The organism is Arthrobacter sp. MAHUQ-56, assembly GCF_019710585.1.
In the GTDB taxonomy this organism is placed as follows: Bacteria; Actinomycetota; Actinomycetes; order Actinomycetales; family Micrococcaceae; genus Arthrobacter.
Map to the genome: position 1 here is coordinate 131,695 of NZ_JAIFZQ010000016.1, position 12,772 is coordinate 144,466.

Consider the following 12,772-nt stretch of genomic DNA (forward strand, 5'->3'; position numbering starts at 1 on the left):
TCGGGGGCTCAGGCGAAGGCGGACATGCCGGTGATGCCGCGGCCGATGATGAGGGCCTGCACCGTCTCGGTGCCTTCGTAGGTGTGGATCGCCTCGATGTCGGCAAGGTGCCGTGCCACGCGGTTTGCCAGCAGGATGCCGTTGCCGCCCAGCAGGTCGCGCGCATTGGAGGCGATGCCCCTGGCGATGCGTGTGCAGGTGTACTTCGCCAACGACGCCTGCTCGGGGGTGAGTGTCCCGGCCTCGTCCAGGCGGGTCATCTGGACCACCATCAACTGCATCGTCGCCAGTTCGCTGAGCATGCGGGCCAACCGCTCCTGCACAATCTGGGAGGCTGCCAGTGGCCTGCCGAACTGGCGGCGCTGCCTGGCGTACTGGACGGCGGTTTCGTAGCACGCGGTGGCATGCCCGACGGCGGACCACGCCACGCCCAGGCGGGTCGCCAGGAGCACGCGTGCCGTGTCCTTGAAGGTGCGCGCCCCGGGTAGGACGTTCGCGTCCGGAACAAAGACGTTCTCGAGCCGGATATGTGCCTGCCAGATGGCGCGCAGGGCCAGCTTTCCCTCGATCTTCGTGGCGGTGTAGCCGGGGGAGTCCTGGGGGACAAGGTAGCCGTGCACCTGGCCGTCTTCGCCGCGCGCCCACACCACGGTGACGCCGCCCACCGAGCCGTTACCGATCCATTTCTTCTCACCGTTGAGCAGGAAGCCGCCGTCGGTCCGGGTTGCGGTGGATTCCAGTGCCACCGAGTCCGAGCCGTGGGTGGGCTCGGTCAGGGCGAAGGCCGCGTATTCCTTTCCGCTGGCGACAGCGGGCAGCCAACGTTCTTTCTGGGCCGCGGAGCCACATTCGGCGATCGACCGGAGGGCCAGGCCCCCCTGGACGGCGATCATCGTGGCCACGGAGCCGTCCCCGCGGCTGATTTCCATGTTCACGAGCCCGGCGGCCATGCTGCTCATCGGCGCGAATCCGTCCACCGGGACGCCGTCGCGCAGCAGGTCCTGCTGGCCGAGGCGCTCCAGCAGGTGAAGTGGATACTCGCCGCGTTCCCAATAGCCGTCGATAACGGGGAGGACCTCATCCTGGACGAAGCTGCGGGCCCGCTCCCAGTAAGCGCGGTCCCCGGCGCTGATGCCCGCAAAGACAGCGGCCGGGTCCGTGCCCAGCGCCTCCGTCACCACATAGTGCGGTTCTACGGTGCCGGCGGGAAACCCGTCCGGAAAGCTGGTATCGGCCACTCCCAGGCCGGGAGACGTCGTTGTCATGTCTGCATCCTCTGGATTTGCGGTTCAACCGCGGCGCCAACCGCGGGTGAAGGTGTGGCGGGGACCACACCGGTCAAGGATGCACTGAAACGCAGTTCCACGTCAAGGGACTCAGTGCCATATGCGGTTCAGGGAACAGCTTAGGGAAGGGCGTCGCGAACGGCCTGGGCAATGGCCTCCTTGTCCACGGCGTCCGCCAGCACGGTCACGACGACGGTGGGCGGCTGGGGTGCGCGCCCCCGGCCAAGCAGGACCGGGCGGAACATCCGGGACAAGGCATGGAGTTCGGTGGCCAGGGAGGCGGCCCTTTGCCGGTCGCCGGGAGCTGCATCAGGAGCCCCGGCCGCGGCGTCCTCCGCCGCTTCAGGGCCGGAGCGAAGCCACTCCCGGAGGAAGGCGTTGTGCACGGCAACGACTGACGCCGCGAAGGCCACTGCCGTGTGTTCGTGCGCGCCGCCGTCGGGCAGCCCGTCCATCACGTGCCGCAGGAACGCCCGCTCGTACCGGTGGGAGGTAACCAGCTCGCGGTCCCGGAGGGCCGGTACCGCCTGCAGGAGCCGGTACCTCGCCCGGGAAGTCTCCGGATTCCGCAGGTGGTGGTTGAAGACCAGCAGTGCCGCGTCGCAAACCGCTGCCAGGGGGTCCCGCGTTGATCCCGCCAGCAGGGCGTTCACGTGGCCGAGGATCCGCTCATGGTCTGCGAAGACCACGTCCTCTTTCGAGCCGAACTTCCGGAAGAAGGTGCTGCGGCTCATTCCCGCAGCCTCTGCCAGCCCCTCCACAGACGTGGCATCGAAACCCTGGCGCGCCAGCAGCCCGATTGCGGCGGCGACCGGTTCGTCAGCATTGCGGCCCTCGGCGTTGGCGGTCATGCGCCGAAATCTAGCACACGGGCAGGGCTCCTCCCCGGGTGCCCGCTCCTCAGGCGCCCCTGCGGGCCCAGCTGGTGAGCTTGTCCGAAAGCTGCATGTAGTCCTCGTTCACCTGTTGCAGCTCGGCGTGGCTGTCGAACCACTGGACAATCTCGCGGGCACCGTCCGCGAACGGGATGGTGGCGGTGTACGACGGGACCAGGGACTTGATCTTCGTGTTGTCAAAGACCACGGAATGGGACCGGTCGCCCAGGAGGTTGGAGCCCAGTTCCTGGTCGTGCGCCGCAATGGTTTCGGACGCCACGTGCACCAGCTCCGGTTCCGCCACGCCCGCCGCCCGTGCGAAGAGCCGGTAGATCTGGTTCCATGGCAGGTACTCGTCCGAGGTGATGGTGTAGCTCTCGCCCACAGCCTGCGGCCGGCCGAGCAGCCCCACGAAAGCCTTGGCGAAGTCACGGCTGTGCGTAAGGGTCCACAACGAGGTGCCATCGCCGTGGACCATGACCGGGAGCCCGGCACGCATCCGGTGGACATCCGTCCAGCCGCCCACCATGGCGATCTTGGTGCGGTCATAGGTGTGTGACGGCCGCACCACCGTCAGCGGAAAGTCCTGCTCCCGGTAGGCGCGGAAGAGCAGTTCCTCGCACTCGATCTTGTCCCGGGAATACTGCCAGAAGGGGTTCTTCAGTGGCGTGGATTCCAGGATCGGCAGCCGGGTGGGCGGTTTCTGGTACGCGGACGCCGAGCTGATGAAGACGTACTGCCCGGCCCTGTCCCTGAACAGGTCCATGCTGGTTTGTGCCTGGTCCGGGGTGTACGAGATGAAGTCCGCGACGGCGTCGAACGTCCTCCCGCCCAGCACGTCGCGGACCGCCGCCGCATCGCGGATGTCCGCGTGCAGGACTTCCGCACCATCGGGGACGGGCCTGGTGGACTGTCCCCGGTTCAGGATGGTCAGCCGGTGGCCCAGCGCGACCGCGCGTTCTGCCGCCGCCGCGCTGATGACCCCGGTGCCGCCGATGAAAAGGATGCTCCGCGGCGCCACCGTGTCCGCGGCCTCGGGTGGGGTCACCACGCGTAGTCTTCCGGTGCCGTACGGTGTCCCGGGAAAATGTCGTCCAGCCGCTTGAGGGCGTCGGCGTCGAGGCTGACGTCCAGGGCGCGGACCGCCGAGTCCAGCTGTTCCTGAGTTCGCGGACCCACAATCGGTGCCGTCACGGCGGGCTGGTGGAGGAGCCAGGCAAGGGCAATATCGCCGGGTTCGTGGCCCAGTTCATCCGCGAAATCCTCGTACTGGCGGATCTGGTCCTGGTGCTTCTTCAGCGTTTCAGCGGCCCGTCCTTCGGTGCGTCGCACGCCTTCGCGCTCCTTCTTCAGCACCCCGCCAAGGAGTCCGCCCTGCAGGGGAGACCAAGGGATCAGGCCCAGCCCGTACTGCTGTGCGGCCGGGATGACTTCAAGCTCAACCTGGCGCATGAAGAGGTTGTAGATGGACTGCTCGCTGACCAGGCCGGTGTAGTTCCGGCGGCGTGCTGCTTCCTGTGCCTGGGCGATGTGCCAGCCGGCGAAGTTGCTGCTGCCCGAGTAAAGGATCTTGCCCTGCTGGACCGCCACTTCGACGGCCTGCCAGATTTCATCCCAGGGGGTGTCCCGGTCGATGTGGTGGAACTGGTAGACATCGATGTAGTCGGTTTGCAGCCGCTTGAGGCTGGCATCCAGGGCCCGCCGGATGTTCAGCGCCGAGAGCTTGGATTCGTTGGGCCGGTCCGTCATGGTGCCGTAAAGCTTGGTGGCCAGCACGGTGTGCTCCCGGCGCTCGCCGCCCTTGGCGAACCAGCGCCCGATGATTTCCTCGGTCCAGCCGCGGTGCCCGGCGCCGCCGTAGACATTGGCGGTGTCGAAGAAATTGATTCCGGATTCGTGGGCCGAGTCCATGATGCTGTGGGCGTCCGCTTCCTCCGTCTGCGGACCAAAGTTCATGGTGCCCAGGCAAAGGCGTGAGACTTTCAGGCCGGAGCGGCCCAGGTGGGTGTACTGCATGGAAGGAGTTCCTTTCGGGGAGCCTGCCGGATGGGGTTGGCCTGCCGGCCGGTGGAGACTGTGGGGATTCACATCTGGGTGAAGGAGGCGACGGCGGGATCGGAACCGATGCGGGCACCGGATTCCAGCGCCGTGATGGCGGCCAGTTCGTCGTCGGACAGCGTCAGGGAGGATGCCGCGAAGTTTTCCCGGATCCGGTCAGGGTTCGCCGACTTGGGGATGACGATGTTTCCCTGGGCCAGGTGCCAGGCCAGCACCACCTGGGCGGTGGAGGCGTTGTGCGCGTTGGCGATTGCCGTGACGGCCTTTCCGTTCAGGTCCCCGCCCTGCCCCAGCGGGCTGTAGGCCTCCACGGCGATGCCGAGGCCGCGGCACTTCGCCGCCAGGTCCGCCTGCTGGTAGCTGGGGTGCAGCTCGATCTGGTTGACGGCGGGGACGGTTTCGGCGGACTCCAGCAGGGTGTCCAGGTGGTCGGAGAGGAAGTTGGAGACACCGATGGCGCGGACCTCCTTGTTGTCGTACAGCCGCTCCATCTCCTTCCAGGCCTGCACGAACAGTCCCTGCGACGGCACGGGCCAGTGGATGAGGTAGAGGTCGATGAAGTCCAGGCCCAGCGCCTTCCGGCTGTTTTGGAAGGCCTCCTGCGCCCGGCCCTGCTCGCCGTTGCGGAGCTTGGTGGTAATGAAGATGTCCTCGCGTGCGATGCCGGTGGCGGCAAGCGCCGCCCCCACCCCGGCCTCGTTGCGGTAGGCGGCCGCGGTGTCGATGTGGCGGTAGCCCGCCTCCAGCGCGTCCTCCACGGTGCGCTGCGTATCTTCCGGCGGAACCTGGAAAACGCCGAAGCCAAGTTGCGGGATGGTGACGCCGTTGTTCAGTGTCAGCTCTGACATGGGTGCTCCTTGAACGGTGGTGGTGGAATCAGTGCCGGATGCTCGACAGCGAGAAAGCGGTTTCCGCTGGCTCACTCCTGAGCCTATGCACTTTTGGCCGCCAAGTCAGCAGGAAAGGCTGATCCTGTTTTTCCTAGGATTGCCAGTCCTACCTTCGTTGTAGAGCGATGCCCGATACGGCAGGCAGAATGGGGACCATGGGTCAAAGCGCCGAGTTCGGAAAATTCCTCAAAGCGATGCGGTCGCGGCTGAGTCCGGAGGTGGCCGGAACCGGCCCCACCAACGGTTCCCGCAGGGTCCCTGGCCTGCGGCGGGAAGAGGTGGCGCGGCTGGCTGGTGTCAGCACCGACTACTACGTCCGGCTGGAGCAGGGCCGTAATATCCACCCTTCGCGCACAGTCCTGGACGCGGTGGCCCGGGCGTTGCGGCTGGACAGCAGCGAGCACGCACACATGCTGGACCTGCTCGAAAACTGTGCGGGCTCTCCCCGTGAGTCCGGCCCGTCGGCAGCCCAGGGGGTCCGGCCCGCACTCCGCCAGCTCCTGGATGCGGTGGGGGATGTCCCCGCCATGGTGCTGGGCAGGCGCAGCGACGTGCTTGCCGGGAACCGGATGGCTTTCCTGCTCTTCACGGATTTCACCGCGCTGCCCGCCGCCGAGCGGAACCTTGCCCGCTGGACGATCCTCGACCCCGCGGCGCGGGAACTTTTCCGCGACTGGAAGACCGTGGCTGCCGAAGCTGCGGGCTCCCTCCGCCTGGACGTGGGGCGCCACCCCAACGATCCCCAGGCGAACCAGTTGGTGGGGGAGTTGGCGGTCCACAGCGAACACTTCCGGCAGTGGTGGGCGGGCCACCGCGTGGCCACCCGCTCGGCCGGCACCGTCCGCCTGCACCATCCGGCAGTGGGCGACCTTGAACTGAACTTTGAAAACCTCATCCTGCCCGAGGACCCCGACCAGATGCTGCGGGTATATTCCGCCCGGCCCGGGTCGCCGTCGTCGGACGCACTGGCCCTCCTTGGCAGCCTCGGGGCGTCGCCCGGGAGTGCCCTGGAACGTCGGCCTGCCCCGGCCGCCGACGGTGCTGGCGCGGAGTAACGCGCCCGGGAGTCCTTCTTCTGTACATTTGTCCAGAGAGGGTGCCCAATTCTGGCCAGCCGCCCATTGGTGCCGGGGCCGGGGGTTCCTAGGCTGGAGAAACAAGGTTCCCGCCCCAAGGATGGTCTCAACGATGAAGCGCATCGCCCTGCTGAAGGAGCGCCAGGCGTCTGCCGGCGCCGCGTCCACTGCCACCGGCTCGCACTGCCCCGCGTCAGGCCTGTGGAGCCCGGAACTTGATCCGCATACCGTGCTCTCCTTCTTCGAAGGCCACGTATTTCCTGCGTTCGACGGCGTCCCGACAGTCTGGCGCCGCCGGAGCCCGGGCACCGCGAACTAAGCCATCCGTAAAGCAGAACTGACCCGCAGCCGGCGTCGTTGACACTCCGCCGGCTGCGGGTCAGTTTTGCTTTGAATCAGTGCTCTGTGTTGGTCAGTGCTCTTCGAGCCGGAAGCCGATCTTGATGGTGACCTGCCAGTCCGCCACCTTGCCCTCTTCCAGGTGGCCGCGGATCTCCTTGACCTCGAACCAGTCGAGGTGCCGCAGGGTCTGGGATGCCTTGGCGAGGCCGTTGCGGACGGCATCGTCCACGCCCTCGGTGGAGGTGCCGACAATTTCAGAAATGCTGTACGTGTGGTTGGACAACTTCGCTCCTCGTGATCGTCGATGCCCCCGGTTGCGGGCCGTCCCTGAAGCCTAGTAGGACTCCGGGAGCGTTGGCCAGACCCTTGGGGCCAGGAGCGGCAGCAAGTCCCGGGTGGGGGACTACCGGGCCTCCAGCACCAGGTTCTTCAGGTCGTCCAGGGTCTGCTGCATGTGCGCGTCCATGGTTTCCCGCGACCTGACCGCGTCCCGCGACTGCAGGGCTTCGGCGATGCTCTGGTGATGGCCGATGGCGTGTTCCTGGATGGTGGGAACGGCCGATGTTTCTGTCCGCCGCTTCTCCAGCACCCGGTGCAGCGGCTCGAACAGCACGGACACGAAGACGTTGCCCGAGGCGCGGAGGATCACGTCGTGGAAAGCGAGGTCCGCTTCCACGAAGGCGGCGACGTCGTTGATGCTGTGGGCGGCCTTCATTGCCGAGACGTGGGCGAAGAGGGTGTCGATGTCCTCTTCCGAGATCCGCCCGGCGGCCAGTTCGCAGGCCCCGGTCTCCAGCATTCGCCGGAGTTCGATGAGCTGGATGGAGGCATCGGCGTCGTTCTTGCCTTCCGAGGCGGCGCGAAGCACTGCCTCGAGGGAGGTCCAGCGGCTGAGCGGGTTGACGAATGTGCCCCGGCCCCGCTCCACACTCAGGATGTGCTGGGCCTGCAGTGTCTTCATCGCTTCGCGGACCGTCATGCGGCTGACTTCATGGCGCGCACTGAGCTCGTGCTCTCCGGGCACGGTGGCCCCGGGCGGAAACTCGCCTTCGATGATGCGGTCCAGCAACTCGTCGGCCACGATGCCGACCAGCGATTTCCTTGCCATATTTCCCCCGCTTCCTGCTCCCGGCCCACGCCCGGCGGATATGTCAGACAAGTCTACTTGCGCGTCCTTATGCCGTGTGCCACACTAACATTCAAATGCAAGATGTCAGACATCTTACAGTTACCTTTACATCAGGATCCCGATCCCCGGATCGCAACACAACGGAGTGCACTGTGACGCATGAAGCCGACCTGCTGGCCGCCTACCCGGCAGAACTGGATATCCCGGCAGCGCTGGTTGCCGCCACGCTGGCCGCTTCCAACGCGGAGGTTCCCCGCGTCCTGGTAGTGCTCGACGACGACCCCACCGGCACGCAGTCAGTGGCGGATTTGCCCGTGCTCACCCGCTGGGAAGTGGAAGACTTCGCGTGGGCTTTTGGCCAGGGCAAGCCCGCCGTGTACGTCCTCACCAACACCCGCAGCCTTGATCCGGCAGAGGCAGCGGCACGCAATGAAGAAGTCGTCCGCAACGCGCTTGCCGCGGCAGGTTCGCCCGACAAGCTTCGCCTCGGCTTCGTCAGCCGCAGCGATTCCACCCTCCGCGGCCACTACCCCCTGGAACCGGACGTCATCGCAGCCACGGTTGCCGAGGCCGGCGGCGGAACAACCGACGGCGTCGTCATCGTTCCGGCCTTCCCGGACGCCGGCCGCGTCACCATCGGCGGTGTCCACTACATGCGCGGCACCGGTGACGCCAAGGGCACCCTGGTTCCCGTCTCCGAAACCGAGTTCGCCAAAGATGCCACCTTTGGCTTCAGCACGTCCGTCATGGCAGAGTACGTTGCCGAAAAGTCGCAGGGCCGGTTCCCCGCAGAGTCCGTGATTGTCCTGGATTTGGACATCATCCGTGCCGGCGCCTCCGCCCAGGATCCTGCCATCTCCGCGAAGGCCATCGCCGACGCCCTGGAACCAGCCACCGACTCCACCCCGATCGTGGCCGACATCGTCACCGAGAACGACTTCCGTGCCCTCGCCCTGGGTCTTGAAGAGGCCGAACGCCGCGGCAAGAAGCTCCTCTACCGTGTCGGCCCGCCGTTTGTCCGCGGCCGCATCGGCCAGGACGTCCGCACCGCGCTGACAGCCGAAGAGGCCTACGCGGGCAACACCCCGTCGGAAGCAGGCGGCCTGATCGTGGTGGGCTCGCACGTGGGACTCACCACCCGCCAGCTCAACGTCCTCACCGCCGAACACAGCTCCGCGCGCATCATCGAGATCGACGTCGAGAAGCTCCTCGCCGATGAAACGGAAGCCAAGGCGCACCTGGACCAAACGGTGGACGCCGTGGTCGAAGCCCTCCGCGCCGGCGACGTCATCGTGCACACCAGCCGCCTCCTCATCAAGACGGACGACCCTGCCGAAAGCCTGCGGATCGCGCGCACCGTCTCGGCCGCCGTCGTCGACGTGGTGAACCGGACCCTGAAGACCTTCCCGCCCCGGTTCGTCATCGCCAAGGGCGGCATCACCTCCTCCGACGTGGCAGCCCACGGCCTGGAAATCCGCCACGCCATTGTCCGCGGCCCCATGCTCCCGGGCATCGTCAGCCTCTGGGAACCGGTGGACGGCCCCGCCAAGGGCATCCCGTACATCGTCTTCGCCGGCAACGTGGGCGACGACGACTCCCTCGCCCAGGTCACCCGCAAACTCAGCACCGCATTCTGACGGCGCGTCGAACAAACCCCAATTTCCCGCAAGAATTCAACGGAGAAACACCATGACCAGCAATTACACCGTCACCGTCCTGGGCCTTGGCGCCATGGGCCTGCCCATGGCCACCCGCCTGGCTTCGCAGCTGACCGTCCACGGCTTCGACATCGCCGAGCCCCGTCTCAAGCTCGCCGAAGAAGCCGGCATCACCACCTTCACAACAGCCCGTGAGGCTGCAAAGGGCGCCGACGCCGTGCTCCTGGCCGTCCGCAACGGTGAACAGCTCAACGACGTCCTCTTCGGCGAAAACGGCGTGGCCTCGGTGCTTGAGCCGGGCGCCGTCGTCATCCTCGGCAGCACCGTGGGCACCGACGCCATCCCCGCTACGGTCGCCAAGCTGGCCGAATACGGCGTGGACCTGGTGGACGCCCCGCTGTCCGGCGGCCCCAAGCGCGCCGGCGAAGGCGACCTGCTGATCGTCGTCGGCGCTTCCCCCGAAGCCCGCGAAAAGGCAGCGCCGGCCCTGGACCTGCTCGCCTCCACCCTCACCGTGGTGGGCGACAACCCCGGCGACGGCCAGGCGCTGAAGACTGTCAACCAGCTCCTGTGCGGCGTCCACATTGCCGCCGCCGCGGAGGCCCTTGCCCTGGCCGACGCGCTCGGACTGGACCAGGCCAAGACCCTGGCTGCCCTGGAAGCGGGGGCCGCCGGCTCCTTCATGCTGTCCAACCGCGGCCCGCGCATCCTCGAGGCGTACAACGAGGACGGCGCCGAGGTCCTGTCCCGCCTGGACATCTTCGTCAAGGACATGGGCATCGTGGGCAAGGCAACCCGCGCCGCCGGCCTGGCAGCCCCCGTTGCCGCCGCCGCCGAGCAGCTCTACCTGCTGGGCCAGGCCCAGGGCCTCGCCGCCGCCGATGACTCGGCGGTCATCAAGGTGGTTGCCCCCGCCAAGCGGACCAAGTAACCCGGCGCACCAAGAAGCCTTTCCCCGTACAAGGTACGACGACGGCGGTCCCCCCTTCGCCGTCGCCGTACCTCCCAGCGTTGCCGGCGCCGTCCCGCAACGTTTATCCCCGCCGTAAGACCTGCTGCCCGCCTTCCCCCAGGCCGGCACGTCAAAGGAGACACCTCCCCTTATGAACCACCTGATTAACCCGCTGATAGTGCGGGCGGCCGATGCCCCGGCCATCAAGCCCGCCGTTGAGCTGGGCACCCCGCTGCTGCTCACCATCGCAGCCGTTGGCATCGCCATCCTGCTGGTGATGATCATCCGCTTCAAGATCCAGGCCTTCGTGGCCCTGCTCACCGTCAGCATCCTGGTGGCCATGGCTGCCACCATCCCGCTGCAGGACATCTTCACCGTGGTGTCCAGCGGGGTGGGCAGCACCATGGGCAAGGTGGCCATCCTGATCGCGCTCGGTGCCGTGCTGGGCCGGATGATCGAGGTCTCCGGCGGCGTCCAGTCCCTCGCGGACCACTTCACCCGCAAGCTCGGTGCACGCCGCGTGGCTGTGGCGCTGACCGCCGTCGGCTTCCTCGTGGCTATCCCCGTCTTCTTCGAGGTGGGCATCATCGTGCTGGTGCCTATCGTCTATGCCTTCGCCAAGATCGCCAAGGTGCACCCGGTCAAGTTCGGCCTGCCCATGGCCGGCATCATGCTCGCCATCCACGTGGCGGTCCCGCCGCACCCCGGAATCGTGGCCGGCGCCGGCGTGCTGGGCGCGGATATCGGGCTGATCGCCCTGATCTCGCTGCTGATCTGCGTGCCGCTGGGCTTCCTGTCCTACTGGGTGGCGTCCATCATGAACCGCAAGGACTACGAACTGCTGCCGGCAGTGAAGGTTCAGGTTGAGGAGTTCGGGTCCAAATCCCTGGTCAAAGTGGGCCACGACGGCCCCGGTGCCGCCGCCGTGGCACCCCCTCGCCCGGGACTGATCATCTTCCTGATTGCCGCTCCGATCGTCCAGATCCTCCTGGGTACCGTTGGCACCCTCATCCTCCCCAAGTCCCACCCGCTGTATGGGCTGGCAGCCTTTATCGGCAACCCGTTCCTCGCGCTCCTTGTGGCCGTGGCGCTGTCCTTCTTCCTGCTGGCCGTCCGCCGCGGCTGGTCGTTCAAGGAAACCGGTGAAATCTTCGAGGGCTCGCTGCCGCCCATCGCCTCCATCCTGATGGTGGTCGCGGCCGGCGGCGTGTTCGGCAATGTCCTCCAGGTCTCCGGCATCGGCTCCGCGCTCTCCAAGACCCTGGACACCCTCGGCGTCCCACTGCTTCTGCTCGGCTTCATCATTTCGCTGGCCCTGCGCGCCGCACAGGGTTCGGCCACCGTTGCCATCGTGACCACCACCGGACTGCTGTCCGCAGCGGTCAGCGGCGGCGGCTACAGCCCGGCGCAGATCGCAGTGATCGTGATCGCCATCGGCTTCGGTGCCCTGGGCCTCTCGCATGTCACGGATGCCGGCTTCTGGGTGGTGGTCCGCTACTACGGCCTCACGGTCTCGGACGGCCTGAAGACCTGGACCGTCCTCACCACCATCCTGGGCCTGGCCGGTTTCGTCCTGACCTTCCTGGTCTGGATCCTGGTGGGAGGCCTGGGCGTCTGATGCGAACCCGACTCGACCACCTGGTGACGTCCGCACTCCAGCAGGGTTCCGCCGTTCCGGCCTTCACCTGCTACGACTTCACCACCGCGCTGGCCGTGGTGGCAGCCGCAGAAGAGTCCGGGCGGGGCGCCATTCTGCTCGTGGCACCCAGGACCGCCGCCACGGCGAATGGCCTGCGCCTCATTGCGGCCCTCCGCGGCCTGGCCGACGCCGCTGCGGTTCCGGTCGCGGTGCAGCTTGACCACGCAAGCGACCTGAAAGTGATGGCCGACGCCGTCGCGGCAGGGGCGGATTCCGTCCTCGCCGACGGATCGTCCCTTACCTACGAGGACAACATCGCACTGGTCCGGGCCGCACGCGCCCTGCTGGGCCCCGACGTCGTGCTCGAAGCTGAACTCGGCGGCCTGGCCGGCGACGAGGACCGCGCCTTCTCCGCCGATCAGCCGGCGGACCAGTCCGGGGCGGACGTGGCCGGCTTGACCGATTCCGCGCAGGTGGAGGACTTCGTCTCCCGCACCGGAGCGGAGCTGCTGGCCGTCGCCGTCGGCAATGTCCACGGCAAGTACAAGGGCGAGCCGCGGCTCCGCTGGGACGTGCTGCAGGACATCGCGGTGCGGACCCACATCCCATTGGTGCTGCACGGCGCCTCGGGAATCCCCGCCGAAGAACTGGTCAAGGCCGCCGCCATGAACGTGGGCAAGGTCAACTTCAACACCGAACTGCGGACCGGCGTGCTCGCTACACTGCAGGACCAGCTCGCCGCCCACCGCGCGGACGGCGAGAACCTCCAGGGCCTGTTGGGCCAGTGGAACAACAGCGCGCGGGACTTCGCCACCACCACGCTGGCCACGCTGGCACGGTAGCTGCAAGGCCCGCGAAGCCGCCAGG

At 67.2% G+C, this 12,772-nt stretch carries 13 protein-coding genes; 6 read left to right on the forward strand and 7 right to left on the reverse strand.

Annotated elements, in window-relative coordinates; translation table 11 throughout:
• Positions 1–8: 8 nt before the first annotated feature.
• The 5 genes from K4G53_RS08535 to K4G53_RS08555 form a co-directional block, all read right to left on the reverse strand.
• Positions 9–1,265, reverse strand: a complete 1,257-nt coding sequence (locus K4G53_RS08535) for an acyl-CoA dehydrogenase family protein (RefSeq protein ID WP_221385282.1) — start codon at positions 1,263–1,265, stop codon at positions 9–11.
• A 140-nt stretch (positions 1,266–1,405) separates the two neighbouring features.
• The gene (locus K4G53_RS08540; RefSeq protein WP_221385283.1) at positions 1,406–2,137 is read right to left on the reverse strand and encodes a TetR family transcriptional regulator; all 732 of its coding nucleotides are present in this window, start codon (positions 2,135–2,137) and stop codon (positions 1,406–1,408) included.
• Positions 2,138–2,186: 49 nt separating this feature from the next.
• Entirely contained in the window at positions 2,187–3,212 is a 1,026-nt protein-coding gene (locus tag K4G53_RS08545; RefSeq protein ID WP_221385284.1) for an SDR family oxidoreductase, read from the reverse strand.
• Positions 3,206–4,177 (reverse strand): aldo/keto reductase, encoded by a 972-nt coding sequence (locus K4G53_RS08550; RefSeq protein WP_221385285.1) that lies wholly within the window; start codon positions 4,175–4,177, stop codon positions 3,206–3,208. The genes K4G53_RS08545 and K4G53_RS08550 overlap by 7 nt, the downstream gene beginning before the upstream one ends.
• A 68-nt stretch (positions 4,178–4,245) precedes the next feature.
• Complete coding sequence (locus K4G53_RS08555) at positions 4,246–5,067, reverse strand: aldo/keto reductase (protein WP_221385286.1); 822 nt, start codon at positions 5,065–5,067, stop codon at positions 4,246–4,248.
• Between the two features lie 197 nt (positions 5,068–5,264).
• Here K4G53_RS08555 and K4G53_RS08560 point away from each other — a divergent pair, with 197 nt between their 5' ends.
• The gene (locus tag K4G53_RS08560; RefSeq protein ID WP_221385287.1) at positions 5,265–6,164 is read left to right on the forward strand and encodes a helix-turn-helix transcriptional regulator; all 900 of its coding nucleotides are present in this window, start codon (positions 5,265–5,267) and stop codon (positions 6,162–6,164) included.
• A gap of 133 nt (positions 6,165–6,297) precedes the next feature.
• Complete coding sequence (locus K4G53_RS08565) at positions 6,298–6,504, forward strand: hypothetical protein (protein ID WP_221385288.1); 207 nt, start codon at positions 6,298–6,300, stop codon at positions 6,502–6,504.
• Between the two features lie 93 nt (positions 6,505–6,597).
• Here K4G53_RS08565 and K4G53_RS08570 read toward each other — a convergent pair whose 3' ends face one another.
• Both K4G53_RS08570 and K4G53_RS08575 read right to left on the reverse strand, forming a co-directional pair.
• The gene (locus tag K4G53_RS08570; protein WP_221385289.1) at positions 6,598–6,810 is read right to left on the reverse strand and encodes a dodecin; all 213 of its coding nucleotides are present in this window, start codon (positions 6,808–6,810) and stop codon (positions 6,598–6,600) included.
• A 120-nt stretch (positions 6,811–6,930) separates the two neighbouring features.
• Positions 6,931–7,635, reverse strand: a complete 705-nt coding sequence (locus K4G53_RS08575; protein ID WP_221385290.1) for a FadR/GntR family transcriptional regulator — start codon at positions 7,633–7,635, stop codon at positions 6,931–6,933.
• 173 nt (positions 7,636–7,808) lie between these two features.
• On the opposite strand from K4G53_RS08575, the gene K4G53_RS08580 reads away from it, so the two are divergent.
• The 4 genes from K4G53_RS08580 to K4G53_RS08595 all read left to right on the forward strand — a co-directional run bounded on the left by K4G53_RS08580 (position 7,809) and on the right by K4G53_RS08595 (position 12,747).
• Positions 7,809–9,293: a four-carbon acid sugar kinase family protein gene (locus K4G53_RS08580; protein WP_221385291.1), complete on the forward strand. Its 1,485-nt coding sequence runs from the start codon at positions 7,809–7,811 to the stop codon at positions 9,291–9,293.
• A 52-nt stretch (positions 9,294–9,345) separates the two neighbouring features.
• Complete coding sequence (locus K4G53_RS08585) at positions 9,346–10,245, forward strand: NAD(P)-dependent oxidoreductase (protein WP_221385292.1); 900 nt, start codon at positions 9,346–9,348, stop codon at positions 10,243–10,245.
• Positions 10,246–10,417: 172 nt separating this feature from the next.
• Positions 10,418–11,884: a GntP family transporter gene (locus tag K4G53_RS08590; protein ID WP_260323442.1), complete on the forward strand. Its 1,467-nt coding sequence runs from the start codon at positions 10,418–10,420 to the stop codon at positions 11,882–11,884.
• Positions 11,884–12,747 (forward strand): class II fructose-bisphosphate aldolase, encoded by an 864-nt coding sequence (locus K4G53_RS08595; protein ID WP_221385293.1) that lies wholly within the window; start codon positions 11,884–11,886, stop codon positions 12,745–12,747. The genes K4G53_RS08590 and K4G53_RS08595 overlap by 1 nt, the downstream gene beginning before the upstream one ends.
• Positions 12,748–12,772 lie beyond the last annotated feature (25 nt).